This window comes from Weissella sp. MSCH1, assembly GCF_045799135.1.
Taxonomy (GTDB): domain Bacteria; phylum Bacillota; class Bacilli; order Lactobacillales; family Lactobacillaceae; genus Weissella.
Genome location: NZ_JBJMBA010000031.1, coordinates 1 through 24,442, shown reverse-complemented (window position 1 = coordinate 24,442; position 24,442 = coordinate 1). Strand labels below are relative to the sequence as shown.

Sequence of the window (24,442 nt, the reverse complement as noted above, 5' to 3'; positions counted from 1 at the left end):
TCAAATGCGAGGAAACGAGATTCGCCAAGGAAACAAGTTAGTGGGTATGCAAAAGTTGCATACGCTAATGCAAAGCACCCGGGAAATGCCGGTGCAGACGGCAAAGCTGCTGCAAGGAGCGGTTGAGGCAACGATGACAAAGAACGGCCCGATATTTGTCGGGCGGGTCTATGACAGTTGCATCTACCGCATTGGTTGTGGCAGTATCTATGAAGAATTTGCGCTTAAATTTGCGACGGCCGATGAGCGGAACAAGTTTGCTAATCGGTTTGAAGCAGCTTGTCGTGAAATTGGACTAGCTGTTCATCAGAGTTACTAAAAACTAACCAAACTAATAAACCCCAGCTTTTAAATTTAAAGCTGGGGTTTTTACTCAGTTGTTACTTGAATAATAGGCGTTCGCGCATTTGCTCAAGCGTTGGGTGATTCAAGAAAAAATACAGGATAATTGCTTGAATTGGCAAGAAAATAATTTGCTTAATGCCACGAACCCAAAGCAATGATGTAATCGCCTTTGGATCCGTCATACCACCCATAATCACAATCCATAGGGTATTCAAAACGGCGTTAACCAAGAATAGGACCAAGATAACGGTGACAATGACCCGCAACCAACTAATGTGTTCGCGACCATAGAAAGCGAAGCCGTAAATGGCAGCACCGACTAATGCTGAAACGGCGAATCCCCAAAAGTAGCTATAGCCACTAATCATCGTTGATAGAAAGTCGTTAAAAAAGGCAACGATCATGCCCCAATAAGGACCATACCACTTTGCAATCAAACCAACGACGATAAATGTGAAGCCAACCTTCACAGAAGCTGGGCCAAATGTAAAGCGACCGATAACAATTTCGAGGGCCATCAGAATGCCCAACAATGCAAGCTGCGTCGTGCGCAGACGAGGTAATGCGTAACTTAATGTCTTCATATCGAAAACACCTCCTTTAGTATTTGGAGGGTTTCACTTCTTACAGTGAATGTGACGATGGTATCGCGAACACGTTGTCCTTCGTCCGTGGCCCACATTCCGTTTCCACGGCACTTAACGCACCAAAGTCTACCCTGCATCTGTTACAGGATTTATTATAGCGCAATTTATTGATTGGTGGCAGGAAAAGTGGGGTGATATCATAAGTAAAATGTTAAATGACGAAAATATTTAGGTTTAAACGTTTTAATTGTTAGTTTTATGTCTAATAATAGGCATTGTAATGGGAAATCTTGCACGGTTTTCTTAATAAATTAAGAACAAACTCTAGTTGAGGGGGCTGTCATTTTTAGTAAAACTTGGTAAAATGTTTACAAAGTAATTTTACGAAGAAAGAGACCCGCATGATAACAATAAAAGTACCTGCAACATTAGGGGATTTTGGTCCCGGCGTCGCGTCAATTGGTATTGCGCTCGATCGCTATTTAACGCTTGAAGTTATTTCTGCCAATGATGTCTGGTTGGTAGAACACAATTTAGGTGAGACAATCCCGACCGATGCCACAAATTATATCGTCGCCGTTGCGCAAAACTTATATCCTAATATAACGCCACACCGAATTCGCGTAACGTCAGATATTCCGCTTCGTCAAGGATTGGGATCTTCAACGGCTGCGTTGTTGGCTGCAATTGAGTTAGCTAACCAATTGGGCGAATTAGATTTAGACGACTATACAAAATTAACGTTGGCAGCACGGACTGAAGGTCAACCAGCCAACGTGACGGCCGCACTGCTGGGTGGCGTGACGGTGAGTTATCTAGAGGCGGGGAATGTTTTTGCGAGTGGTGTTGTCGCACCAGTCTATCAAGCGGTTATTTACTTACCTGAGTACCGTCGCGAGGTGACGACATACCGGTCTGAGCAGTTTTCGCAAGACGTGGCAATGGCGACAGCAGCAGCGGGAAACATGTTGCTAGCTGCGTGGCAGAATCAGCAAGTGGTTCTTGCTGGGCAATTATTGGAGACTGCCGGATTAGATACTGCCCGTCAAGCTGATGTACCGGAATTAGCCAAGATTCGGCAAGCCTCACACGCGCTGGAGATTTACGGGACGGTATTAGCCGGTGCTGGACCAGCGATTGTAACGCTGGTAGCGCCAGAAAAAGTCAATGATTTGTTGGATGTACTGGCTTATTTGGAGTTGCCGGGTCGGTTTGAAGTGGTTGATATTGCAAACACGGGGATGAGTGTGAATTAAGAAGGAGACGGATAATGGGGAAGGCCTCAATTCGAGACGTTGCAAATTTGGCAGGCGTTTCAATTGCAACTGTGTCACAAGTGTTAAACGGTAAAGGGGAGCGTTTTTCGGATGCCACCAAGCAGAAGGTCTTTGCGGCACGTGATGAAGTCGGCTATGTGCCAAATGCCAGTGCCCGTAGTTTAAAGCGCGGGACGACAACGATGATTGGTGTGTTGGTACCGAGCTTGCGGAATCCTTACTTTGGGGACATTGTGCAACGTATGCAGGAAGGCTTGCCGGATAATGTGTCACTATCGATTATGACTGCTGAAACGGCAACTGCTGATCAAACGGTTGAGACGTTAGTTGCTGCCGGGGTTCAAGGTATTGTGGTGGCGAGCCAGCTGTCAAATCCACCCGCCGTTGCTCGGAGCTTGAAGCGTCGCGGCATCGCGATGGTTGTCTTGGAAAATCATGATGAGTTGGAGGACGCTGACGCGGTTTATTCATCAGATACGCAGGGTGGCCGTAAAGCAGCTGAGCACTTAATTGCATTGGGACACAAACACGTGGTGTTGTTAGGTAACCAAGTGTATACCGATAATTTGTTGTATCGGACGGCAAGCTTCAAGGAAGCGATGGCCGAAGCGGGGGTCAAGGTGAGTGAAGTGGCCACTCGAAATTTGACGAAGCACGCTGGTCGGGCTGCGGCAATGGCTGTTTCGGTGACGCATGCTACCGCTGCCTTTGCCCTTAATGATGAACTGGCCATTGGCTTGATTTCCGGGCTAAATGCGATTGGTATTAAGGTACCCACAGAAATGTCGGTCATCGGCTATGATGACACAGATTATGCGGAATTTTTCCGGCCAGCACTCACGACAATTGAACAACCGGTTTGGGATATTGCGAAGTCAGCCTTGGATTTGGTGTTGCAACGTATTGCTCAACCGGATGGTGAGCGACAGGTGGCAGCGTTTGATGCGAACCTAATTGTCCGTGAATCAACTGCGCCATTTGCTTAATTATGGTAAGCTAGTGGGAAGAGGAGGTGTGCATATGCTTTTTAAGCGAACACGCGAACTGATAGAAAACCCTAAGGGCGTTGCCGTCCACCGGGCTGCGATGTCAGCGGCACTTTTGGGCCAGGCTGAAGTACTTACAGCGGATGGGTGGTTACCTAAAGCGGTGGCGGCTTATGTTGAGGCTGTGGCAACTGCACCTGAACTGACGGATGATACGATGACGGGTGTCTTAACGCAGAAATGGTATGAGGCGCACCGGATTGGGTCATCATTATTTACTAAAATGTTAATTTCAGGTTTCCACCGTGGTAGTGCAACGGCAACGGATCGGTTGGGGATGCTTTATCAAGTGTTGGGATTGCAACGTGATGACACGAATTTTGTCCAAATGACTCATTTGGGTGATTGGTCTAAGCGTGATATGACGCCGAACTTGTATTACCTGCAGTTAGAGAATGAAACAGATTTGCAAGACTATTGGGATTTCGTTAACCGAGTTGCGTTTTTGATGCGTCTGAAGTATCGGGCGTGGAACGGTATTCGGTCGCGATATGCCACGAGTAAGCAATTAACAGCAACGTTTGACAACCAGCTACGCTATTATCTAGGTAAGCCGGTGTCTGATTTTGTGCGCCACATGAATTGGACGCGTGCCCAGTATGAGGCTAAGGTCTTGTTGTTTACCGGCAAAGAGGTTTTGCACCCAGGCGTGACTTTGCATAATCGGGGTGTAGCGGACCAAAGTAATGTTAAGGTTGTGACACCGGATTATCACGTTGAGCTAATTTTTGATCGGGATAATCACATTGTGTCGCTTTGGGATGCTTTGGAAGAGCAACAAATCGAAATGGCTGATGGTTCATTGCGATTTGTACAAGACCCGGCTGCGTACACTTTGGCTGAATTGCAACAGATTGCCAATACGGAATCGGCTAATTACGCTGGTCAAGGCGGTGAAATTCACGAAGCACTGGATGTGAAGCCAGCTGCGCGGACGGCGGGTCTGGAATCAGATCTACGCAACTATGCAAAAAATCAATTTTAATGAAAAAGACACCTGCAACGTTTAGTGGTTGCAGGTGTCTTTTTTGGTAGCCAATAAAAGCGTTAAAAGACCGCGTTATAAATCACCCGGACGGCATCTGCCACTTGTTCAGCGCGTACGCCAAGCATTAGTGAAATTTGGGAAGCACCTTGGTTGATCATGGGTAATGTAATCCCAGCGTCGGATAATGGGGTGGCGATTTCTGAAAAGGCGCCGATACGATTATTCATGCCTTCGCCAACCACCATAATAATGGCAAAATCATCAATCCATTCCAAATGGTCTGGTTCTAAAGTGGCCTGAATTTCATCGCAAATCGCATCACGCATTGCTTCAGTAATTTGCGTCTTATCGAAAATGATGGTCATGTCATCGATACCGGATGGCATGTGTTCATAACTAACCCCATGTTTGGCCAAAATTTCCAGAATGCGCAAGGTAAAGCCGACTTCTTTATTGAGCAAATAGCGGTGTAGGTATAGGGCTGCAAAACGGGTATCACTCGCAATGCCAGTCACGGGACGTGGGTTAGTAACTTGTTTGACGGGTACAATCATCGTGCCAGGCGCCGTGGGGTTGTTTGTGTTTTTGACGTTAATTGGAATATTAGCTTCAATCACTGGAATGATCGCTTCATCGTGGAACACCGCAAAGCCAGCATAAGCTAATTCTCGCATTTCACGGTAGGACATTGTTGTGATCGCGGCAGGATGATCAATGATGTGTGGATCGACAGCATAAATTGCTGAGACATCAGTGAAATTTTCATATAGATCTGCGTGCAAGCCGCGTGCCAAAATAGCGCCGGTAATATCTGATCCACCACGTGAAAAGGTAGCCATTAACCCCTCATTGGTATAGGCAAGAAAACCGGGCACGATAATAATCTCATCAGATGCAATTTGGAAATTTGCTAGACGGGTATAGCTATCTTCGCGAATGCGTGCTGCGCGGGGTGTCCCGGTGACAATCATCCCCAAATCGGCTGGCGACACGAATCGGGCGTTATGACCAAGACCACGCATGACATAGGCAATCAGTTGGGCGTTTAGTAATTCACCATGGCCCATGAAGGCGGCGTATAGGTAGTCAAACGAGGGGTAGTGGACCCGACTTAGCTTTGCCAGTTGTTCAGATAAGGTCCCAATAATTTCCGTTTCGTCAAGGTTGAAATACGTGACGATTTGACGGTATCGGTTAATAATTTCGGCCTGAATGGCGACGGTATCGTCACCAGCAATGGCTTGTTCTGCATAGCTTGCAAGTAAATCGGTAACCTTAATGTCGTCCTTGAAACGCTTGCCTGGCGCAGACACGACCACAACTTGACGGGCGGTATCTGCGCTGATAATTGCAATAACTTTTTCTAATTGTGATCCCTCAGCTAAGGAGGAACCACCAAACTTGATTACATGCATACTAATTTCCTCTTGTGTATTCATTCATTTGTTGATGATAATTCAAAATTAAAAAATGGCAGATGTCAAGTGTTGACAGTCATAATTTTTAAGGGTATTCTAATGTTGCGTTAATGATTGATAGAGGTTGCAATCGACATGAGTAACTTTGTTGAGCCGGCACAGGCGAAGATGCAAAGCGAAAGGGGACATTGCCGAAACGATTCAGCGCAACTGAATCGTTGGGCCTTTGGTTAAGAGCCAATGGACTGTCGCTGTGGAAGCAGCGGGGAGCTATCGTCACAGTCAATGAATGTTTTTTAATGAGACGCTCAATTGACGGTGCGATGGTGCCGTTAATTGAGCGTCTTTTTTGCGGAAAAGCCTCACAATTAGCGTGACACTAATGAAAATGAGGACACAAGTTATGGTAGTAGCAGTTACCCGACCAACCCGGTTAAATATTTCACAAGCAGCGGTGACACACAATATTCAAGAAGTGCGTCAGGCATCCCAAGCCTCGTTTATGTTCTTAGCAGTTAAGGCCAACGCTTATGGTTTCGGTTTGATTCCGATGAGCCAAGCGGCTGTAGCGGGGGGCATTGATGGCTTAGCGGTGGCTTTGCTAGATGAAGGCTTGGCATTGCGTCAAGCGGGATTGACGGCACCGACGTTAATTTTAGGGATTACGTTACCGCAATATACGCGGTTAATCGCGGAAAATAACTTGATTGCAACAGTTGGATCGGTGGCGTGGTTGGAAGAGGCGCTACAATATCTGCCGGTTAACGGACAACGTTTGCAAGTTAACCTAGCTGTTGATACCGGTATGGGACGCATTGGATTTCGTGAGCGAACTGAATTAGAAGCGGCGATTGCTTTTATGCATGAACATCGTGAGGCCTTCACATATGCCAGTATCATGACCCACTTTGCCGAGGCCGACGCGCCGGAAGTTGATTATTTCCACCAACAATTAAAGCGTTGGCATGTGCTAACGGATGGCATTGAAATGCCACCCTTAGTGCACTTAGCAAATTCGGGGGCCGCGATGTATCACGCGGATGAAATGCCGACAGATGTGATTCGAGCAGGCACTGTGGTTTACGGTGTTGAACCGTCACGTGGTGAATTGCGAGCAGATGATTACTTAGAGCCGGTCCTCACATTGGAAACGGAATTGGTGTTTGTTAAAAAATGCCATGAAGGTGAGGGTGTCAGCTATGGCCATACTTATTACGCCCATGAAGGTGAGTGGATTGGCACCGTGCCGTTGGGATATGGCGATGGTCTGCCACGTAAATTGCAGGGCTTTGAGGTAATCGTTGACGGGGTGAAACGCCCGATTGTGGGTAAGCTGGCAATGGATCAAATGATGATTTCATTACCATATGAATTACCAATTGGCACTACCGTCACGATTATTGGTCGGCAAGGTGAACAAGAGAATACCTTGGAGGATGTCGGTCAATATACCGACCTGGCACCATGGGAAATTTCAACGAATTTACAAGAACGCATTTATCGACAAATTACAGATTAACGGGGAAGAGAATATGAAAACACCTTATCAAACAAATGCAGCAGGTCATTTGAGTATTGGCGGTGTTGATGCCAATGAACTAGCACAACGCTTTGGCACGCCACTATACGCGTATGACGTGGGGGCCATGCGCCAACAGATGCGTGATTTCAAGCGCGTATTTGAAGAGCGTCATTTGAATTATGCGGTGTCATATGCATCGAAGGCATTTGCAACGATTGCGATGTATGAAGTTGCCGCCCAAGAGGGGATGCATATTGACGTCGTCTCCGGTGGCGAAATTTATACGGCTTTGCGGGCAAAGTTTCCGATGGCGAATGTGTCGTTTAATGGTAATAACAAGTCGGTTGAAGAATTAACGATGGCGATTGAGAATGGCTTAGGCACGATTATTGTTGATAACTTCTATGAATTACAGGTATTGCATGAGCTGTTGGCGGAACGTCGGCAAACGCAAGATATTCTCTTGCGGATTACCCCAGGGGTTGAAGCCCACACCCATGATTACATCTCAACTGGTCAGACTGATAGTAAGTTTGGGTTCGATGTTAATAGTGGTCAAGCCGAAGCTGCGTTGCAACAAGCCTTGGCAGATCCTAATTTGAATGTTTTGGGGGTTCATGCGCATATCGGTTCCCAAATTTTTGATGTGACGGGTTTCCAAATGGCCGCTGCGAAGTTGGTGGATTTGGTGCACGAATGGGATTTCGAGCCACAAGTGATTAATGCCGGCGGTGGCTTTGGCATTCGGTACACGGCAGATGATGAACCATTACCAGCCGCAACGTTCGTTGAAGCAATTATTGATACGATTGCTGAAAAGACGGCGGCGTATGGTATGCAGATGCCAGCCGTTTGGATCGAACCAGGTCGTTCGATTGTCGGACCAGCGGGGTATAGTCTCTACACGATTGGATCGCGCAAGGATGTCCCAGGCATTCGTTCGTATCTCGCTGTTGATGGTGGTATGGGGGATAATATTCGTCCAGCGCTGTACCAGGCGAAGTATGAAGCAGTCTTAGCTGCTCAGCCAGATGCGCCGTCTGATGAGGTTGTTCGTGTAGCAGGTAAGTATTGCGAGTCGGGGGACGTGTTGGTTTGGGAGCAAGCTTTACCAAAGACAAAGCCAGGGGATGTCCTAGCGGTGTTGGCAACCGGAGCGTACGGCTACTCGATGGCGTCAAACTACAACCGAAATGGGCGTCCAGCCGTGGTATTTGTTGAAAACGGTCAAGCTAAGGTCGTCGTGGAACGAGAAACGTTGGCAGATTTGGTTCGCTTGGATCGACACTATTTATAGAAGGAAAAGTAAAAAATGGCAGAATTAGATGCACAAACGATTATTAATTTCATTGCAAATGCGCCAAAGCAAACCCCAGCACGGGTGACATTGGCCGGCGAGCTTACTGATATTACCTGGCCCACGGACGTACAAGCATTTATTGAAACACGTACGGGCACAGTGATTGGCGACTATGCGCTGATTGCACCGGTTTTAACCGCAAATGCTGAAAAAATCACGGCGCAACACGTTGAGTTATTGGCCCGCAATTCTGGGGTGCCATTGTTGAACTATGACGGTGTGAAGGCGCGGATTGAACCAGGCGCGGTTATTCGCGAACAGGTGGAAATTGGCGATAATGCGGTCATTATGATGGGGGCCATCATTAATATCGGTGCCGAAATTGGTCCAGGAACCATGATTGATATGGGTGCTGTGCTAGGTGGCCGCGCAATTGTCGGCGCGCATAGTCACATCGGCGCAGGTGCTGTCTTGGCCGGGGTAGTTGAGCCAGCCTCAGCAACGCCGGTGACGATTGGTGATAACGTTCTCGTCGGTGCGAATGCTGTAGTGATCGAAGGGATGCAAGTTGGCGACGGGGCCGTTGTTGCGGCCGGCGCGATTGTCACTAAGGATGTCCCAGCCCATACCGTTGTGGCTGGCGTGCCGGCACGTGTCATTAAGGAAATTGATGCGCAAACGGAAGGCAAGACGGCTTTGGTTGATGCCTTGCGGAACTTAGATTAACGAGGTGCTGACATGACGCCGATTGATTTAAAACAAGTCCGGCGTGACTTGCACCGCATCCCAGAGTTGGCGTTACATGAAACGCAGACACACCAGTATTTGAAACAGTTGGTCATGCAATGGCAGCAACCCTGGGTCACAATACGTGAAATACCTGAACTACCAACGGCGTTGCTCGTTCGGGTCGCTGGAACCAATCCACAACGAACAATTGGGTATCGGGCGGACATTGATGCGTTGCCAATTACTGAGGCGACGGGGTTACCATTCGCTTCAGAACATGCGGGCCTGATGCATGCATGCGGTCATGATATGCATATGACCGTGGGGTTAGGTATTTTAGCGTACTTTACCCAACATCAGCCGAAAGATAATTTGATTTTCTTTTTCCAACCAGCTGAGGAAGCCGATTATGGCGGTAAACGAGCGTACGATTTGGGTGTGTTTACCGATGAATGGCGCCCAGATGAGTTTTATGGCTTACATGATCATCCAGGTTTGCCAACTGGGCAAATTGCGACGCGTCAAGGGACATTGTTTGCGGGGACGACGGAGATTCATGTAACCTTTACAGGTAAAGGTGGTCACGCTGCTTACCCACATGAAGCTGTCGATGCGGTTGTTGCGGGTGCGATGTTTGTCAATCAAGTGCAAACGATTGTGTCACGCAATGTTGACCCAGTCCGCGGTGGTGTGGTGACATTAGGCACTTTTCATGCGGGCACGGTTGGCAATGTGATTGCTGAAACGGCTCATTTGGATGGGACGATTCGGGCCTTCCGCCAGCAGGATATCGAAATGATGCAACAACGTGTGCGCGATATTGTGGCGGGGGTGGCATTGGCAACCGGTGTAACAGCTGACTTGCAGTTGATTCAAGGGGGGTACATGCCGGTTGAAAATAATAACGCGACAACGGCCCTCTTTATGGCTTATATGACGGAAGCGCCGACTGTTAATTTTTCAGAAATCGCGCCGGCGATGACTGGCGAAGATTTTGGCTTCTTGTTACAAAAATTCCCAGGTACGATGTTTTGGTTAGGGGTTGGTGATCCAACTCATGCGCTACATAATGCTGGATTGTCGCCTGATGAGGCCGCCTTGCAACCGGGTGTTGACGCAATGGTTGGCTACTTAAATTGGCGAATGATGCAATAAATAATAAAAAGAGGCAACTGATATGTATGATGAAGTTGAGCTGATTACGGCGATTATTACGCCCTTTACAGCAGAAGATACGATTGATTATCCAGCGTTGGATTCGCTGACCGAACGATTGTTGGCAGAAGGCACGCAAGGATTTGTCATCGGTGGTACCACTGGCGAGTCGCCAACCTTGACGCATGAAGAAAAGCTAGCTTTATATGCTTACTTTGCTGCTAAGGTGGGAAACCGCGGGCCGGTGATTGCGAATGTCGGTGATAATAATACTGCCCAATCAGTCGCATTGGCCACCGAGGTTAGTGCAATCCCTGGGATAGATGCTATTTTGGCTGTGACGCCCTACTACAATAAGCCAAGTCAGAAGGGCATGTTAGCCCACTTTACGGCGATTGCGGATGCATCAGCTGTACCAGTCATGCTGTATAACATTCCAGGCCGTTCAGCGGTTGGACTGACAAATGATAGCGTGGTGACATTAGCACAACATCCAAATATCAATGCCGTCAAGCAAGTCACAAGTATTGATGATTTGGCGTACTTGGTTGAACACACACCAGCAGATTTTGCAGTCTATACTGGTGAGGATGCCCAGACGTTAGCGGCAAAGGCAATTGGGGCGACAGGCACCATTTCAGTGGCGGCACACCTGTATAGTCCTGAAATGCGCGACTTGTTCTTGGCGTTCCATGATGGTGATCTAGGTAAGGCAGGTCAGTTGCAACGGTGGTTAACACCACAGATGAATACACTATTTAGTTACCCTTCGCCAGCCCCAGTCAAGGCAGTTTTGGCGGAAAAGGGTGAGGTGCAAAACCTAACGCGCTTGCCAATTTTGCCTTTGGATGAAAATGAAACGGCAGATGTCATCGCACATCTTGCGTAAAGATGAGAAAGGAATTTTTATGACAACCGTATTTCTAGCGGGTGGATTTGGTAAAATGGGAATAGCCATCCAAAATATGTTGACCGAACAGGCCGATTTGACGTTGGTTGGTATTCTAGGTCGGACACCGTACGAGGCGACAGTACCGGTTTTTACAGAATTAGACGAAATTGATGTCACAGCAGACGTTTGGGTAGATGTGACGTTACCCGAATCAGCCTTTGATAATGCCACTTATGCGTTGTCACACGGCTTTGATTTAGTGGTTGGGACAAGTGGCTTGGAAGCTGATCAAGTTTCACAACTTCGCCATCTAGCTGAAAAGTATGCGCGGCATGCGATTATCGTACCTAATTTTTCGTTATCAGCGGTGTTGTTGATGCAATTTGCTGAAAAAGCTGCGCAATATTTCCCGGATGTGGAAGTGTTAGAAATTCATAACCCCAATAAGGTGGATTCACCATCAGGGACGGCCCGGGCAACCGCAAGTCGCATTGCGGCGGCTCGCATGGCTAAACCAGTTACCCAGTATCGGGCGGATGCTGCTCGTGGGGAAGCAATCGACCAGGTGCCGGTTCATGCCATGCGTTTGCCTGGCTATGTGGCCGAGGAAGAAGTTATCTTTGGGGCACCCGGGGAAACATTACGACTTAAGCAAACATCATTCACCCGTGAATCGTTTATGGGGGGCGTTGCCTTAGCAATTCGTAACGTCACGCAGGTGGATGGCCTGGCGGTCGGCCTAGATCAACTATTGTAAAGCCGCGACTAAGTCCGGTGAGACTTAATAAGATGGCCAGTGAGCCAGAGGAGAAAAACATGCCAGAATTAAATGCTGCCCTTGCTGATCGCTTTAACACACGATTGGCCCAGATTTTACCATCACCAATTCGAGTGGTGGACCAAAAGTTTTCTGCCATCGACGGCATTTTAAAGTTGACACTTGGTGAGCCTGATTTTGCTGTACCAATGCACATTAAGGACGCTGCCAAAGCTGCGATTGATGAAGACGACTCACACTACGCTGCGCCACATGGGCATTTGGCTTTACGTGAAGCAATTAGTGACTACCTGGTTGAACGGTTTGATACACCACGTTACGAGCCAAACGGCGAAGTGGTGGTGACGGTGGGCGCTTCGGAAGCGTTGTTCGCGACGATGAATGCGCTGTTTAATGCGGGTGATGAAATTATCATCCCAACGCCAACTTTCCCAATGTATGAAGCAATCGCGAATATCATTGGCCTTGAGGTGATTGGAATCAACACCGCACCTGATTTTGTCTTGACGCCAGAAAAACTACAAGCAACTTTAGTTGAACATCCAAATGTGAAGGCCGTGTTGTTTAACTACCCATCAAATCCAACGGGTGTCACTTATACTGGTGCGCAAGTGCAAGCGATTGCTGATATTTTGGCTGAACACCAATTGTTGGTCTTGTCTGATGAAATCTATGCCGAGTTAGTTTACGATGGTGAACACGTTTCAATGGCGAAGTTGTTGCCAGAACAAACCATCTTGGTGAGCGGATTGTCAAAGTCACATGCGATGACTGGCTACCGTGTGGGTTATGTGGCCGGACCGGCTGCGTTGATGACGCATGTTGGTAAAATGCACCAATTCTTGGTAACGACAGTGCCAGGACCGATGATGGCAGCGGCAAATGAGGCGTTGCGTCATGGACGTGCAGATGCAGTTGAGATGCGTGATATCTACAAGGAACGCCGTGATTTGGTGATGGCAGGTTTGGCAGAAGCTGGCTTTACTGCCGCACAACCAGGGGGTGCCTTCTACATTTTCGCGAAGATTCCAGCAAACTTGAACACTGATGATATGGCGTTTGTCTACGACTTAGCGGAAACAGTTAAGCTTGGAATCGCACCGGGATCAATTTTTGGTGCCGGTGGTGAAGGCTATGTGCGTCTATCATACGCAGCCTCAACGGAAGATTTGCAGACGGCGATGGTGCGCTTGAAGCATTACGTTGACCTCAAGGGTTAATGAGAAAATACTAATAATTAATGGCACAACTGATTAATTTCGGCTTGTGCTTTTAATGTACCCAAATTTCGGGTTTTTATTAAAATTTAAGGAGAAAATATTATGTCAGAACGTGAGTACACAGTTGCGATTTTAGGAGCTACCGGAGCGGTTGGTACCCGCTTGATTCAACAATTGGAACAATCAACGATTCCGGTTAAGTCGTTGAAGTTGTTGGCTTCGTCTCGTTCAGCTGGTCAAACCCGCCAATTCCGTGGCTCAGATATCGTGATTGAAGAAGCCCAACCTGACTCATTTGAGGGGGTTGATTTGGTCTTGTCATCAGCCGGCGGTTCTGTGTCAGCCCGCTTGTTGCCTGAAGCGGTTAAGCGTGGGGCGGTGGCCGTGGATAACACGTCATTTTGGCGGATGAACGATAACGTGCCGCTGGTGGTGCCCGAGGTTAATGAACAGGCCCTTTATCAACACAATGGAATCGTCGCTAACCCGAACTGCTCAACGATTCAAATGGTCGTCGCACTTGAACCAATCCGTCAAAATTTCGGTTTAAAGCAAGTCGTTGTCTCAACCTACCAAGCTGCCTCTGGGGCGGGGCAATCTGCTTGGAATGAATTGCTGAACCAAGCCCAACAACACTTGAATGGTGAGACTGAAACGGCTGAAATTTTGCCAACCAAGGGCGACAAGAAGCATTACCCATTGGCCTTTAACTTGTTGCCGCAAATTGACGTCTTTGAAGATGAGGGCTACACGCATGAAGAGTACAAGATGATTCATGAGACGAAGAAGATTATGTTGGGTGATAAGAATGCGCCAGACATCAAGGTAACGGCCACGGCTGTTCGTGTACCGGTGCCAGTTGGTCACGGGGAGACGGTTTACTTTGAAGTGACAGACAAGGACGGTGCTAGCACAAAGGGCATCCAACAAGCATTGTCGGATGCGCCTGGCGTTGTCTTGGAAGATGATCCGGATCACCAAATTTACCCACAACCAATTAACGCTGAAGGAAAGCGGGATACGTTTGTTGGTCGTGTCCGCCCTGATTTGGAAAATGATGGTAACTACCACATGTGGGTGGTTTCTGATAACTTGTTGAAGGGTGCCGCTTGGAACGCCGTGCAAATTGCAGAGCGTTTGGTAGCTCTTGATCTGGTCCGAGTTCCAGCTGGTTCCGCTGAGTTGTTTGCGGACTAAATCTAATGGAAAGCCTGGGGATAATCTCAGGCTTTTTAGTATAAAAACTTCCTTTTTATAACCATACGCTTATGAAAGCGGTATAATATGTTTCATATTTGAAACAGGGGGCACGCAACGATGGCAATTATTGGTATTCCAAGTAATCACTTGAACCACCCAAATCCAAAGCACCGAACGAATTACGTTGACTATACGCAACAAAATTATACGGCGGCGCTACGTGAAGCTGGCGCATTACCAGTTGTCTTTCCAATGGGTTCACCAGAGGAAGCGGCTGAGTACGTTAATTCAGTGGACGCCGTCCTTTTGATTGGTGGGCAAGACGTTGGACCACTATTTTACGGTGAAGATCCAACGCCACAAATGGGCGAAACAGACCGACAACGCGACTTATTTGAATTGGCGATTGTCGCAGAGGCACGCAAACAAAACAAGCCTCTGATGGGAATTTGCCGCGGTGCCCAACTGATTAACGTTGCTTTGGGAGGCACGCTAATTCAAGATATTGATACGCAATACACGCCTGAAAATGGTAATCCAATTGTGAAGCACGATCAATTCCCAGTGAAGTGGTATGAGCCGACGCATCGTTTGGATGTGTTGCCGGACAACTTCTTGACGGGGACATTGGGTGATCATCCGATTGTGAACTCATTCCACCACCAAGGAATTAAGCGATTAGGTACAGATTTGCAACCCGCTGCGTTTGCGAGTGATGGGACGGTCGAAGCTTATCAGAGTTCGGATGCATCTGTCCGGGCTGTGCAATACCATCCCGAAATGATGTTCGAACGTGATAAGACACATTTACGTGTCTTCCAAGACTTTATGGATTACGTGAATAATCGTTGATATGACGGTTAAACCCTTGATTTGAATGGGTTTAGCCGTTTTTAGTTTTTCGATTCGCTTGAATTTTAAATGTGTTGGTATCTGTCGCAAAATATCGGTAAGTGTGGAAAAATTCGCACTTTTTCGCACCATTCGCACCAAATTCGCACCACAAGAGTTGCTTAATTGAGTTGATCAAGCAATGTGATTGTCTTGTTTTCTTCTGATTGTTGTTTATGTTGGAGTAGGTGTGCATATGTGTCTTGTGTGATGGAAACGTTAGAATGTCCGAGCCGTTTTGAAGCGTAACTGATGTCAACGCCACTCGATAGTAGATAAGAAACGTGTGAGTGGCGTAAACCATGCAAGGATACAATATTTTCAAATCCTAGTGATTTTTCTAATCGTTCAAGCCATCTATTAACAACACTTGGCGTTCTACGACCATCAAACAATTCACTTGCAGCGTTCCAATGTTCTTTAGCACCAATGAATTTCTGATAGCTATCGAAAAAACGATTTGGCATAACGAGTGTACGATTTGACGTTTTTGTTTTAGGCGTTGTTACAGCGCCAGACAATTGTTTTGTTTTGCTAACGGTAATTGTCCGTGCATCCGAATCAATGTCATTTTTAGTGAGGGCCAATGCTTCACCAGCACGTAGCCCGGAAAGTGATATTAGATACACCATAAACCCCGTTCGCCATGTGATAAGCTTATCATCGTTTTCAATGTATTCGATTAATGTAGTGAGTTCATCTAGTTGCAAAAATTTTTCAGACGCATCTTTTGAATCAGATCCTGGAATAGTGACTCCAAAGGTGGGGTCGCTTTGAATTAAGCCATCGTGAAAAGCTTGATTGATCACTAGTCTCAGCAACCTGTGACGTTTTGAAACAGTTTGTCTTTTCTTTCCGATTGCGTAATGGTTTAGGAATGATTGATACATCTGTCGTGTGATTTGGTCTAATGTTAAACCTGTAAAGTAAACGTCTACGACAAGCTTCTTTTCGAATCTCCACGATTCATGGGTGGCTTCTTTCATGCCGGTTTCTAGGTGTAGTTTTGCATATTCATCAAAGTAGTCAGTAAAAAGAATTTGTGATCCTTTTTGTAGGGTTGGCTTGCCATGGTTGATAGAATACTCAGCTAACCAGGATTCAGCTTCTTTCTTTGTTTTGAACCCGCGCTTTGATTTCTTACGATATTTGCCGGAGGCATCTTTAAATGAGAAGTCAGCACGCCAACCGTGTTCGGTTTTATATACTGCCATTAGCTTAAACCTAACCTTTGTATAGAAATTTTGGGCAGTTTAAAGACATGCCCAGGTCGTGGTATAATTACCTGTACAAAAAATGACTATGTATCTTTTACGTGTTGTTTTTGATTTGCTACACGCACACTACTTGTTTGGCGACGGGGAGTGTGCGTGTTTTTTATTTTTTAAGGGTATACAACGGTTGTACGCGGCTTCTTTTGAAGAATTGTTTTTCCAATATAAAGTTGCTCACCAAGCCCGTTATCCTTTGAATCATCGTACTTATAAACGGCAGTTTTTCCGTACTCATCCAAATCAACTCGAATTAATTTGCCGGCTTGTGATTTCCACATGTACATCATTCCACCATCAATTTCAGCTGAAGCATAAGCATAGGTTGCCTTTTGAATTGACTCAACGTCTTTTGTTCCAAAGTATTTCGCCTGTGAAAGAAGGTATTGACGCTTATTTGCTTTAGACGATTTTTTAGCAGCGTTTTTCTTTGTCACTTGTGCCTGAATACTTTTATCTTCACCACCAGTTAATTTACCCTTTGAAAAGTACAAATAACCGTATTTTGCGTATGTAAGCATTCCACCATCATCACGATCAGGCTTACCAAGAATTTGTTGAACCTGCTTTTTGGTCATTCCAAGCTTAACTTTTTTAATTTTAGATTTGGAAGATGCGCTAGCTACCGTAACAAAATAGTTGTTTCCGACTTGAGGGATAGCTTGCAAGGCAGTCGAACCCACTAAGACCGCCACAGCACCGATTCCAATATATTTAGTAAATAAATTCATATAACCCACTCCACACAGCTTTTAACGTCAATCAGCATTGGACGTACATTAAGCGTAGCAAAAAATACTCAGTTGAACAAAATGCGTTTAACGATTGGTTCAAAGTGCGTTTGCAAACCAAGGTAATCCATGAATTCAACCCAGTTGCGTTGCTCTACTGGCACGTCACGGTATACAATGCGCGCAATCACTCGAATAGCCTGCGTATTGGCTGTTATTTCTTCTGTTTTTAAGAACAAGGGGGAGAACCGGTAATAAGGCAGCGCGTGAGCATCACCGTATATAATGTGAGATATTTCGTGTGCCAAACGGAACACGTAGTGATAACCTGTGGCAAAGTTGGGGTTCATCATTATCTGTCTAATGAACGGAAATGCAACGTCAGGTGATGCATCATTTCTTGTATCAATGTTGACCACGTCAATATCGTGTCTACGTGCCAAAGCTAGTAGTTCTTCTTTTATTTCATCTTCTGTCATTTATTCACCAAACATTAACTTAGCCATTTCATAAAATTTTAATTTCTGATCATCTGTTAATTCTTTACCACCAAATGATACGGCAGGGCCAAGCTTGCTTAGCACTTCGTCTAGGTCGACAGGCATTTCATTATTAGAAGATTGGTGCATGTCATCTGTATTACCTAACAGGTAGTCAACAGAAACGCCAAGAACATCAGCAACTGATTTTAATTTATCAGTCGCAGGCGTTTGTGTTTTCCATTTGTAAATTGCATTGGTGCCTAATTTAGCTTTTTCGTTAACTGCACGCATGCTTAACCCGCGTTGTTTAGCGGTTTGTTGTATTCTTTCAAATAATGTCATTTGTCATTCTCCGAGACTTTGACAATTAAATTTAGCCAATTAGTTACAAAACTCTTTACAAGTTTAGCTTATTGGTTTATATTTAATTCATCAAGTAATCAGGCAACAAAAAACAAGCCTATTACCAACGTGCTTTTGACGGGGCAACGGTTGATATTTAGGGGTTTCTTTGTGCTTTTTTCCTATGCACTTAGTTTAGCTTATTGGTTAAACAATTGCAATAACTTGATGAATAAATTACAGGAGGTCCGGATATGACTGAATTGGAAGTAGCGGCTAAGAATGTGCGGATTATGTTTAAAACCGCATTGCTAGAGCACGGTATGAAGCAAGTTGAACTAGCAAAAATGCTGAATGTTTCACCAGCGCAAGTAAGTCGTGCGCTGCAAGGAAACACAACGCCAAAGGATATTGTAATCCAAAAGCAAGTAGCAAAAATCTTAGGCATCGCAATTTAAGGAGAAAACGAATGACAGAGCAAACTCAATTAGTCGAAACGATTAACGGTCAAGTAACAACAACATCTCGTGAAGTTGCAGGAGTGTTTGGTAAAGAACACCGACATGTGCTTCGAGATATTGATGATTTGGTTAAGCAAATGGGGGGTGCCCAAAATTGGGCAGACCCAACATTCGAAGAAGAAACATATATCCATGAACAAAACCACCAAGAATATCGGCAAATTCGAATGAACAAGGACGGTTTCACGTTGTTAGCGATGGGGTTCACAGGCTCAAAGGCAACACAATTTAAGCTGCGATACATTCAAGCGTTTAACGAAATGGAAGAAACGTTGCGTAGCCAACCGGCCTTACCAACTAACCCGTTGGATCAGATTGTTTTGTTGGCGCAAGGAACGACGCAACTAAGCAAAGAAGTTGGCAAGTTAAAGAATAAGGTTGATGAGTTAGACGGTAATCAAGTTCTTAATTCAGCGCGCTATGAGTACATCAGCAAGGCTGTAAGCGCCAAAGTGCGAGAGTATGCCAACGTTAACAACTTGAACTATAAGAAGGTTAATGGTGAGTTGCGACGCGATTTGAACCGACAAATCAATGAAGTTGCAGGCGTAAAAATTCGACGTGACTTGCGAGACAAGGACTTTGACACTGTAACGCAACTTATTAGCATTTGGACGCCAGCAGCAGCGACGATATACCAACTAAAGCAAATGGAATTGGAGGTTTAGTTATGGCGCGTTTTTCAGAAAGTGCAGCCACAATCGAAGAACTTGAGCAACGTCGAATAGTTGGCCAAGTTGGTGCAAGTCGATTATTCAATCATTCAGTGAATTGGTTTAAAGACCATCTACGTTTCTCAAAGAAGTTTATGCAAAACGTACCTAATAAGACACCTAACGCGTATAACCCAACTTACTTGGTGTCTGACTTATTGAGATTTCGCAAACTTAATGATTGGTGGTGAAAATGATGGATCAAACAACATTAGCAGTATTTTTCGGACTGATGTTTATGGGTGTCGCACTCATGGCTTTGATTGGTACAAGTGTTTATTACTTGTTCAAGGGAATTAAGCACATTTGGTTGAAGCGATTAGGGCCAACTGTTTATTACTTGCTGACGGGCGATGCACAAGCGTTGCCACGCAGAAAGGGGGCAGCATGAAAGTCGGAGAATTTGTAAATCTGCAACAGATTCTCGCTTATAACAAGGTGCATAACGTTGAGGCACGTTCACTACCGACTGGTGGTGTTCAACTGGGCATTCACGTTAAGAACCACATTGAGTGGGCAACAACACGAGAAGGTGTGTTCGACATGTTAAATAAGTTGGAAGGCGGTAACTAAATGGATTTCAAAGGACCAATGGGAGTTGGTGATATTCACTATAATTTTGCAAAGCCTGCGAAATTTGATGTTGAAGCAGAGAAGGAACGAATTCGCAAAAGTGCGGTTGAACGGTCTAATAAGGCGTTGTCTGAATACGAAAGGCGGTATCGTCGATTTGCGAAGTCCCTATCAGATTACATGGTTGGGAAGAACGCTGATGAACGTGATGATTTAGTGTCACAAGCAAGTCAAGTGTCTGGACTATCATTCATTGCTGCTAATAATTCACGATATCTTGGACGTTTTTTACGGGAACACAGCGAAGCTGAGTTAGAAGGCACGCCTTTCAACAAGCCGAATATAACATCGGCGGTTGGTTACGAAGATAGGTATAAAACGTTCAAAAGGGCGATGGATTCTAAGCGACCTGAACAATCGTTTTCAGAGATCGCGACGCCGATTGCTAAACAGCTACGAATGAGCCTGGCATCGTTGTACAACACGAAGTACAAGGGTCGATATGACAAGGAAAAGAAAAACGCCTAACGGGTGCAACCGTTAAGCGTCGGAGTAAAACAATTTGTGAATAGATTTTACTCCTCAAGGATAACACAGGGGGTATGCAATGAAAAATGAATTGCGATTAGAAGCGCAAAAACGTATGAATCGAGCCTTTAAGGCGGAACAACGCGATAACAATGACGGGACTGTTTCATATTTTGAAACGGGCGTTGCTGACGTTTTGAACTGGGTGGCTGACCATGTTCGATGAATTAATTGATCCACCTGATGACCCAAAAGATGAAGAAGAAGCACTTAACGATTACATGGATGAATACGAGGATAAAGACTTATGAGTGAAATGGGAATGGTTATCTCAACTGGCGAAATTGCAACGATGGAGCAACTGACAGACCCCAAGTTGTTGGCGCAAGTTGATAACGAAACATTGGAAGAATTGAAGTACACATCAAAGATGGTCGCTGCACCAGCTGTTAAAGCTATCGATGCAGAAGTTAAGCGACGTCTTGATGAGGGGGTCACATTCAGTCATGCACAATATCGTGATGGCATGAAGACGGAAATTCCAGATGCTGACAATGAATTGAAGCAACAATTTGTGGAAAAGTTTGGCTGGGACGCCGTGAGTTTGAAAACAGCTAATAAGTTAAAAAACAAGTATGGCGAGGTTGTTGACGAGTTGCTTGATGGACACACAGTCCAGACACCAACCAAGACGCTAACCTGGAAGTAGGTGGATACATGGGAGTAGCAACAGAATTATTGAAGGTGCGCAAGTCACTTGTGCAACCCGTGAAAGATGCCAGCAACCCACAATTCCGTTCTAGTTATGTGACATATGATGCCGTCGTTAAGGCGGTTGATGATGCCATTAAGGCAAGTGAAGCAGGACTTGTGTGGACACAAGAAGTGAAGGACAGTCAGTTGTTCACGGTACTGCTAACTGATGATGATCGTTTGGACTTGGGCGGTGTTGAGATTATCTCAGCCCGTCAACAAAAGGGACAAGGTTGGGTTGATGCATCGCTTGACCCACAAGCGCAAGGTTCTGGTCTGACGTACGCAAAGCGCTATTCACTAGCGTTAGCGTTCGGAGTGGCTAGTGATGTTGATGATGACGCAAACAGTGCTCAAAAGAGCTACCAGAACCGTCAGCAATCACAATCAAAGAACCCACTTAATTCCAAGTTTGGTGCCGTTGCAAAGAATTATCAAACCAAACACTCACTAACCGAAGAAGAGATGTATAAGCAAATCAGCGCAGCGTTCAAGACTAACATCGCAAATTTCTATGCCTTTAACAAATTGAACGACACGCAGAAGCAACAAATCATCGACTGGACTAGTCAGGGGCTCGAGTAATGGATATATGGGGGCGCATCACATCAATTCAAGGTAACAAGCTGACGATGTCAGTAGAAGATGCGCAGGAACTAGCCAGCTTGTCACTATACACGCAAGAAGAACAGCCACAGGCGGTTGTGACGGTTGCTGACGAACGCAGTATCAGTCGCATTCAACGTAAGAAGGCGTATGCGATTATGAGCGAGATTGCGAAGTGGTCAGGGTACACGCCCGAAGAGACGAAGGAATGGATGAAATTTTACTACATCGGCGAAACGGGCGATCAGTATTTTTCATTCGCTGACACTGATATGACCACGGCGCGCAATTTCATTTCATATCTGCTTGATTATGCAGTACGCAATCACATTCCAATGTCGAAGAGCGGTTTGGAATATATGGACGACGTTGACGCCTACATGTATTCATCGCTTCGATACCGAAGCTGCGTTGTGTGTGGTAGGTCGGCTGACGTTCACCACATTGACACGGTCGGAATGGGTAACGACCGCCGAACGGTTGACCACCGAGAGAAGCGCTTAATTGCTTTATGTCGTGTACATCACAACGAAGCACACAACATTGGGTGGCCAGAATTCGAGCGTAAGTATCACGTTAAGGGTATTAAGTTAGACCCAGAAACATTGCAACGTCTAGGCATTATGACGTTTAAACAAATGGAGGAAATCGACAATGAACCACGTCGCACTAATCGGACGATTAACTAGGGAAGTAGAGCTTAAGTACACAACGTCGGGCGCAGCAGTTGCTTCCGGTTCGCTAGCAGTACAACGTCAATTCACTAACGCGAACGGTGAACGAGAGAGCGATTTTATCAACTTCGTTATCTGGCGTAAGGCTGCCGAAAATTTCGCCAACATGACGGCCAAAGGGTCGCTGGTTGGCATCGAAGGGTCTTTGCAGACGCGTAACTATGAGAACCAACAAGGTCAACGTGTCTATGTAACAGAAGTTATCGTCAACAATTTCACACTGGTTGAAACGCGTGAACAAACGGATCAGCGACGAACACAATTCCCACAGGAAAATACTGGCGGGTTTAATCCTGAACCACAACGTCAGGCACCACAACAGGGCGGGTTCTCACCTAACGATATGTACGGTGGTGGTAATGCAGCTACTATCAACGATGACGATTTACCGTTCTAGGGGTGTTTAAATGGCACAACGACGAATGTTAAGCAAGAAAGTTACTGACACAGACGTGTTCTTAGACATGCCACTGTCAACGCAGGCATTGTACTTCCATTTGAATATGCATGCTGACGATGACGGGTTTGTCGGGAACATCAACACAATTAAGCGAATGATTGGCGCATCAACTGACGATGAAAAATTATTGCTAGCGAAGCAATTCTTAATCCCGTTCGAAGAAAGCGGGGTAGTCGTCATTAAAGACTGGCGCATTCACAATTACATTCGAAAAGATACGTACAATGCAACGATGTACAGCGAAGAACGCCGGAAATTAGGTGTTTCAGAAAGTGGTTCTTATTACGTGGACGAACCGTCGACGGAACGTCCACGGATAGTAGACGACACGGCGACACAGGTAAGGTTAGATAAGGTAAGTAAAGGTAAGAGTAAGGTAAGTGAAGGTAAGGTAAGTGAAAACACGACCGACCAACCGACCGGCTCACTTCGCAATCAACTTACTGACTTGGTGGCGGTGCATGGATTTGCAGATCGTCTAACACCGATGCAGTTAAGCCAGTTGCTTGAATATGTTACAGAAGACGGTATGGAAATCGGTGTACTGGACCTTGCATTACAAGACGCTTCTAATCGAGCTATTCGCAACTTTAAGTACGTAGACGCAATACTACGTGCAAAGTTGAATGAAGGTGTCAAATCGGTTGCTGATTGGCATGCAGGTAAAGAGACACACAAACAGGCCGTTACTGATGAAAAGGTGCCAGATTGGATGCGCGAACTTAACGACAAACTGGAGGGCAGCTAATGAATACTACAAGCGATTGGGTGCGTGAGTTGCGACAACGTGGGTTAACACCTAAGACGTTAACACCAGAAGAGCGTGCTGAAAAAGAAAAGGCTGATGCTGAACGCATTACTAAATCGTGGCAAGCACAAGAACGCGTTAAATATCAACGCATGAGCTTGTGGGGAGAGACAGAGACGCGTTCTTTTAAGTTTGAAGACTGGAACCCACAAATGCAACGAAACGAGCAGACAGCGCGTGATATTGGCAATCAGGCATATGCAATGACAAATGATATGCGCAACGGACTGTTCAATGTGTTCCTGTTCGGTCGAGCCGGTGCTGGTAAAACATCGTTGGCATTGGCAATGATGAGCCGATTAAGCGATCGCTACACAACGATGTTCGTGTCGGTTGTTGAATGGCGCAACTTGAAATTTAAGTCATTCAAGGACAACAAGGTTGCTGAACGTTTGAACCTAACGGAAAAGTTTATGCGTGAGGTAGAAGTATTGGTTCTTGATGATTTTGGAAAAGAGACACAGGCCGAAGCAAAAGAGACCGTGTCGTCAATGCTATTTGAATTAGCGGACGCTAGAAGAGGCAAGGCGACGATTATCACGTCAAACGATGATTTGACCGGATTGGCGTTG

At 45.9% G+C, this 24,442-nt stretch carries 32 protein-coding genes and 2 riboswitches; of the genes, 26 read left to right on the top strand and 6 right to left on the bottom strand.

Going from position 1 to position 24,442, the window contains the following annotated elements:
* The first annotated feature begins 4 nt into the window (after positions 1-4).
* Complete coding sequence (locus ACJ28U_RS02745; protein ID WP_407618305.1) at positions 5-319, top strand: hypothetical protein; 315 nt, start codon at positions 5-7, stop codon at positions 317-319.
* Positions 320-380: 61 nt separating this feature from the next.
* Here the strand turns inward: ACJ28U_RS02745 and ACJ28U_RS02740 are convergent, their stop codons facing one another.
* Positions 381-929 carry a folate family ECF transporter S component gene (locus ACJ28U_RS02740; protein ID WP_010374125.1) on the bottom strand — a complete coding sequence of 183 codons (549 nt, stop codon included), beginning with the start codon at positions 927-929 and terminating at the stop codon, positions 381-383.
* 41 nt (positions 930-970) lie between these two features.
* A riboswitch (THF riboswitch) is annotated at positions 971-1,068 on the bottom strand.
* Positions 1,069-1,333: 265 nt separating this feature from the next.
* Here ACJ28U_RS02740 and ACJ28U_RS02735 point away from each other — a divergent pair.
* Genes ACJ28U_RS02735 through ACJ28U_RS02725 form a run of 3 tightly spaced genes read left to right on the top strand, consistent with a single transcriptional unit; the run spans position 1,334 to position 4,240 of the window.
* Positions 1,334-2,188, top strand: a complete 855-nt coding sequence (locus ACJ28U_RS02735) for a homoserine kinase (RefSeq protein ID WP_407618304.1) — start codon at positions 1,334-1,336, stop codon at positions 2,186-2,188.
* 14 nt (positions 2,189-2,202) lie between these two features.
* Complete coding sequence (rbsR, locus tag ACJ28U_RS02730) at positions 2,203-3,195, top strand: ribose utilization transcriptional repressor RbsR (RefSeq protein WP_010374121.1); 993 nt, start codon at positions 2,203-2,205, stop codon at positions 3,193-3,195.
* Between the two features lie 34 nt (positions 3,196-3,229).
* Complete coding sequence (locus ACJ28U_RS02725) at positions 3,230-4,240, top strand: DUF3114 domain-containing protein (RefSeq protein WP_407618303.1); 1,011 nt, start codon at positions 3,230-3,232, stop codon at positions 4,238-4,240.
* 62 nt (positions 4,241-4,302) lie between these two features.
* Here ACJ28U_RS02725 and ACJ28U_RS02720 read toward each other — a convergent pair whose 3' ends face one another.
* Positions 4,303-5,658, bottom strand: a complete 1,356-nt coding sequence (locus tag ACJ28U_RS02720; protein ID WP_099087842.1) for an aspartate kinase — start codon at positions 5,656-5,658, stop codon at positions 4,303-4,305.
* Positions 5,659-5,771: 113 nt separating this feature from the next.
* Positions 5,772-5,942: riboswitch (Lysine riboswitch) on the top strand.
* 122 nt (positions 5,943-6,064) lie between these two features.
* On the opposite strand from ACJ28U_RS02720, the gene alr reads away from it, so the two are divergent.
* From alr to ACJ28U_RS02675, 9 genes are all read left to right on the top strand, one after another.
* Positions 6,065-7,180, top strand: a complete 1,116-nt coding sequence (gene alr, locus ACJ28U_RS02715) for an alanine racemase (RefSeq protein WP_407618302.1) — start codon at positions 6,065-6,067, stop codon at positions 7,178-7,180.
* A gap of 13 nt (positions 7,181-7,193) precedes the next feature.
* Positions 7,194-8,480 carry a diaminopimelate decarboxylase gene (lysA, locus tag ACJ28U_RS02710; protein WP_407618301.1) on the top strand — a complete coding sequence of 429 codons (1,287 nt, stop codon included), beginning with the start codon at positions 7,194-7,196 and terminating at the stop codon, positions 8,478-8,480.
* A gap of 15 nt (positions 8,481-8,495) precedes the next feature.
* Entirely contained in the window at positions 8,496-9,209 is a 714-nt protein-coding gene (dapD, locus tag ACJ28U_RS02705) for a 2,3,4,5-tetrahydropyridine-2,6-dicarboxylate N-acetyltransferase (protein ID WP_407618300.1), read from the top strand.
* Between the two features lie 12 nt (positions 9,210-9,221).
* Entirely contained in the window at positions 9,222-10,367 is a 1,146-nt protein-coding gene (locus tag ACJ28U_RS02700; RefSeq protein WP_407618299.1) for an N-acetyldiaminopimelate deacetylase, read from the top strand.
* A gap of 22 nt (positions 10,368-10,389) precedes the next feature.
* Positions 10,390-11,256: a 4-hydroxy-tetrahydrodipicolinate synthase gene (gene dapA / locus ACJ28U_RS02695; protein ID WP_407618298.1), complete on the top strand. Its 867-nt coding sequence runs from the start codon at positions 10,390-10,392 to the stop codon at positions 11,254-11,256.
* Positions 11,257-11,275: 19 nt separating this feature from the next.
* Positions 11,276-12,016, top strand: coding sequence for a 4-hydroxy-tetrahydrodipicolinate reductase (gene dapB / locus ACJ28U_RS02690; protein WP_407618297.1), 741 nt, complete (start codon positions 11,276-11,278; stop codon positions 12,014-12,016).
* A 59-nt stretch (positions 12,017-12,075) separates the two neighbouring features.
* Positions 12,076-13,257 (top strand): aminotransferase class I/II-fold pyridoxal phosphate-dependent enzyme, encoded by a 1,182-nt coding sequence (locus tag ACJ28U_RS02685; protein ID WP_407618296.1) that lies wholly within the window; start codon positions 12,076-12,078, stop codon positions 13,255-13,257.
* 102 nt (positions 13,258-13,359) lie between these two features.
* Positions 13,360-14,454, top strand: coding sequence for an aspartate-semialdehyde dehydrogenase (locus tag ACJ28U_RS02680; RefSeq protein WP_407618295.1), 1,095 nt, complete (start codon positions 13,360-13,362; stop codon positions 14,452-14,454).
* A gap of 120 nt (positions 14,455-14,574) precedes the next feature.
* Positions 14,575-15,309 (top strand): gamma-glutamyl-gamma-aminobutyrate hydrolase family protein, encoded by a 735-nt coding sequence (locus ACJ28U_RS02675; RefSeq protein ID WP_407618294.1) that lies wholly within the window; start codon positions 14,575-14,577, stop codon positions 15,307-15,309.
* Between the two features lie 161 nt (positions 15,310-15,470).
* On the opposite strand, the gene ACJ28U_RS02670 is transcribed toward ACJ28U_RS02675, so the two are convergent.
* The 4 genes from ACJ28U_RS02670 to ACJ28U_RS02655 form a co-directional block, all read right to left on the bottom strand.
* Complete coding sequence (locus ACJ28U_RS02670; RefSeq protein WP_407618293.1) at positions 15,471-16,562, bottom strand: tyrosine-type recombinase/integrase; 1,092 nt, start codon at positions 16,560-16,562, stop codon at positions 15,471-15,473.
* A gap of 170 nt (positions 16,563-16,732) precedes the next feature.
* Positions 16,733-17,350, bottom strand: a complete 618-nt coding sequence (bamE, locus tag ACJ28U_RS02665) for an outer membrane protein assembly factor BamE (protein WP_407618292.1) — start codon at positions 17,348-17,350, stop codon at positions 16,733-16,735.
* Between the two features lie 68 nt (positions 17,351-17,418).
* The gene (locus ACJ28U_RS02660; protein ID WP_226970295.1) at positions 17,419-17,829 is read right to left on the bottom strand and encodes an ImmA/IrrE family metallo-endopeptidase; all 411 of its coding nucleotides are present in this window, start codon (positions 17,827-17,829) and stop codon (positions 17,419-17,421) included.
* Positions 17,830-18,174, bottom strand: coding sequence for a helix-turn-helix domain-containing protein (locus ACJ28U_RS02655; RefSeq protein ID WP_407618291.1), 345 nt, complete (start codon positions 18,172-18,174; stop codon positions 17,830-17,832).
* 254 nt (positions 18,175-18,428) lie between these two features.
* On the opposite strand from ACJ28U_RS02655, the gene ACJ28U_RS02650 reads away from it, so the two are divergent.
* The 13 genes from ACJ28U_RS02650 to ACJ28U_RS02590 form a co-directional block, all read left to right on the top strand.
* The gene (locus ACJ28U_RS02650; protein WP_407618290.1) at positions 18,429-18,632 is read left to right on the top strand and encodes a helix-turn-helix domain-containing protein; all 204 of its coding nucleotides are present in this window, start codon (positions 18,429-18,431) and stop codon (positions 18,630-18,632) included.
* Positions 18,633-18,643: 11 nt separating this feature from the next.
* Complete coding sequence (locus ACJ28U_RS02645) at positions 18,644-19,363, top strand: Rha family transcriptional regulator (RefSeq protein WP_407618289.1); 720 nt, start codon at positions 18,644-18,646, stop codon at positions 19,361-19,363.
* 2 nt (positions 19,364-19,365) lie between these two features.
* Positions 19,366-19,599 (top strand): hypothetical protein, encoded by a 234-nt coding sequence (locus ACJ28U_RS02640; protein WP_118123302.1) that lies wholly within the window; start codon positions 19,366-19,368, stop codon positions 19,597-19,599.
* Positions 19,600-19,601: 2 nt separating this feature from the next.
* On the top strand, positions 19,602-19,799 hold the full coding sequence (locus ACJ28U_RS02635; protein ID WP_063083174.1) for a hypothetical protein: 198 nt from the start codon (positions 19,602-19,604) through the stop codon (positions 19,797-19,799).
* Complete coding sequence (locus tag ACJ28U_RS02630; protein WP_407618288.1) at positions 19,796-19,981, top strand: hypothetical protein; 186 nt, start codon at positions 19,796-19,798, stop codon at positions 19,979-19,981. The genes ACJ28U_RS02635 and ACJ28U_RS02630 overlap by 4 nt, the downstream gene beginning before the upstream one ends.
* The gene (locus ACJ28U_RS02625) at positions 19,982-20,509 is read left to right on the top strand and encodes a hypothetical protein (protein WP_407618287.1); all 528 of its coding nucleotides are present in this window, start codon (positions 19,982-19,984) and stop codon (positions 20,507-20,509) included.
* A gap of 79 nt (positions 20,510-20,588) precedes the next feature.
* Positions 20,589-20,735, top strand: coding sequence for a hypothetical protein (locus tag ACJ28U_RS02620; RefSeq protein ID WP_167769363.1), 147 nt, complete (start codon positions 20,589-20,591; stop codon positions 20,733-20,735).
* An 81-nt stretch (positions 20,736-20,816) separates the two neighbouring features.
* Entirely contained in the window at positions 20,817-21,218 is a 402-nt protein-coding gene (locus ACJ28U_RS02615; RefSeq protein WP_407618286.1) for a hypothetical protein, read from the top strand.
* An 8-nt stretch (positions 21,219-21,226) separates the two neighbouring features.
* Entirely contained in the window at positions 21,227-21,847 is a 621-nt protein-coding gene (locus tag ACJ28U_RS02610) for an ERF family protein (protein WP_407618285.1), read from the top strand.
* Positions 21,847-22,557 (top strand): putative HNHc nuclease, encoded by a 711-nt coding sequence (locus ACJ28U_RS02605; RefSeq protein ID WP_407618284.1) that lies wholly within the window; start codon positions 21,847-21,849, stop codon positions 22,555-22,557. Before ACJ28U_RS02610 ends, ACJ28U_RS02605 begins: the two co-directional genes overlap by 1 nt.
* On the top strand, positions 22,523-22,999 hold the full coding sequence (ssb, locus tag ACJ28U_RS02600; RefSeq protein WP_085636816.1) for a single-stranded DNA-binding protein: 477 nt from the start codon (positions 22,523-22,525) through the stop codon (positions 22,997-22,999). The genes ACJ28U_RS02605 and ssb overlap by 35 nt, the downstream gene beginning before the upstream one ends.
* 10 nt (positions 23,000-23,009) lie before the next feature.
* Positions 23,010-23,810 carry a DnaD domain protein gene (locus tag ACJ28U_RS02595; RefSeq protein WP_407618283.1) on the top strand — a complete coding sequence of 267 codons (801 nt, stop codon included), beginning with the start codon at positions 23,010-23,012 and terminating at the stop codon, positions 23,808-23,810.
* A partial coding sequence (locus ACJ28U_RS02590; RefSeq protein ID WP_407618282.1) for an ATP-binding protein occupies positions 23,810-24,442 on the top strand: 633 nt, incomplete at its 3' end. The genes ACJ28U_RS02595 and ACJ28U_RS02590, both read left to right, overlap by 1 nt.

Coding starts and splice junctions, on each gene's coding strand:
- ACJ28U_RS02645 (WP_407618289.1), top strand. CDS start 18,644: ATGACAGAGCAAACTCAATTAGTCGAAACGATTAACGGTCAAGTAACA.
- alr (WP_407618302.1), top strand. CDS start 6,065: ATGGTAGTAGCAGTTACCCGACCAACCCGGTTAAATATTTCACAAGCA.
- ACJ28U_RS02675 (WP_407618294.1), top strand. CDS start 14,575: ATGGCAATTATTGGTATTCCAAGTAATCACTTGAACCACCCAAATCCA.
- ACJ28U_RS02630 (WP_407618288.1), top strand. CDS start 19,796: ATGAAAGTCGGAGAATTTGTAAATCTGCAACAGATTCTCGCTTATAAC.
- rbsR (WP_010374121.1), top strand. CDS start 2,203: ATGGGGAAGGCCTCAATTCGAGACGTTGCAAATTTGGCAGGCGTTTCA.
- dapD (WP_407618300.1), top strand. CDS start 8,496: ATGGCAGAATTAGATGCACAAACGATTATTAATTTCATTGCAAATGCG.
- ACJ28U_RS02635 (WP_063083174.1), top strand. CDS start 19,602: ATGATGGATCAAACAACATTAGCAGTATTTTTCGGACTGATGTTTATG.
- ACJ28U_RS02700 (WP_407618299.1), top strand. CDS start 9,222: ATGACGCCGATTGATTTAAAACAAGTCCGGCGTGACTTGCACCGCATC.
- ACJ28U_RS02620 (WP_167769363.1), top strand. CDS start 20,589: ATGAAAAATGAATTGCGATTAGAAGCGCAAAAACGTATGAATCGAGCC.
- ACJ28U_RS02660 (WP_226970295.1), bottom strand. CDS start 17,829: ATGACAGAAGATGAAATAAAAGAAGAACTACTAGCTTTGGCACGTAGA.
- ACJ28U_RS02745 (WP_407618305.1), top strand. CDS start 5: ATGCGAGGAAACGAGATTCGCCAAGGAAACAAGTTAGTGGGTATGCAA.
- ACJ28U_RS02740 (WP_010374125.1), bottom strand. CDS start 929: ATGAAGACATTAAGTTACGCATTACCTCGTCTGCGCACGACGCAGCTT.
- ACJ28U_RS02670 (WP_407618293.1), bottom strand. CDS start 16,562: ATGGCAGTATATAAAACCGAACACGGTTGGCGTGCTGACTTCTCATTT.
- ACJ28U_RS02725 (WP_407618303.1), top strand. CDS start 3,230: ATGCTTTTTAAGCGAACACGCGAACTGATAGAAAACCCTAAGGGCGTT.
- ACJ28U_RS02625 (WP_407618287.1), top strand. CDS start 19,982: ATGGATTTCAAAGGACCAATGGGAGTTGGTGATATTCACTATAATTTT.
- ACJ28U_RS02610 (WP_407618285.1), top strand. CDS start 21,227: ATGGGAGTAGCAACAGAATTATTGAAGGTGCGCAAGTCACTTGTGCAA.
- ACJ28U_RS02650 (WP_407618290.1), top strand. CDS start 18,429: ATGACTGAATTGGAAGTAGCGGCTAAGAATGTGCGGATTATGTTTAAA.
- ACJ28U_RS02615 (WP_407618286.1), top strand. CDS start 20,817: ATGAGTGAAATGGGAATGGTTATCTCAACTGGCGAAATTGCAACGATG.
- ACJ28U_RS02605 (WP_407618284.1), top strand. CDS start 21,847: ATGGATATATGGGGGCGCATCACATCAATTCAAGGTAACAAGCTGACG.
- ACJ28U_RS02735 (WP_407618304.1), top strand. CDS start 1,334: ATGATAACAATAAAAGTACCTGCAACATTAGGGGATTTTGGTCCCGGC.
- ACJ28U_RS02655 (WP_407618291.1), bottom strand. CDS start 18,174: ATGACATTATTTGAAAGAATACAACAAACCGCTAAACAACGCGGGTTA.
- dapB (WP_407618297.1), top strand. CDS start 11,276: ATGACAACCGTATTTCTAGCGGGTGGATTTGGTAAAATGGGAATAGCC.
- ACJ28U_RS02720 (WP_099087842.1), bottom strand. CDS start 5,658: ATGCATGTAATCAAGTTTGGTGGTTCCTCCTTAGCTGAGGGATCACAA.
- dapA (WP_407618298.1), top strand. CDS start 10,390: ATGTATGATGAAGTTGAGCTGATTACGGCGATTATTACGCCCTTTACA.
- ACJ28U_RS02685 (WP_407618296.1), top strand. CDS start 12,076: ATGCCAGAATTAAATGCTGCCCTTGCTGATCGCTTTAACACACGATTG.
- lysA (WP_407618301.1), top strand. CDS start 7,194: ATGAAAACACCTTATCAAACAAATGCAGCAGGTCATTTGAGTATTGGC.
- ssb (WP_085636816.1), top strand. CDS start 22,523: ATGAACCACGTCGCACTAATCGGACGATTAACTAGGGAAGTAGAGCTT.
- ACJ28U_RS02595 (WP_407618283.1), top strand. CDS start 23,010: ATGGCACAACGACGAATGTTAAGCAAGAAAGTTACTGACACAGACGTG.
- bamE (WP_407618292.1), bottom strand. CDS start 17,350: ATGAATTTATTTACTAAATATATTGGAATCGGTGCTGTGGCGGTCTTA.
- ACJ28U_RS02680 (WP_407618295.1), top strand. CDS start 13,360: ATGTCAGAACGTGAGTACACAGTTGCGATTTTAGGAGCTACCGGAGCG.
- ACJ28U_RS02640 (WP_118123302.1), top strand. CDS start 19,366: ATGGCGCGTTTTTCAGAAAGTGCAGCCACAATCGAAGAACTTGAGCAA.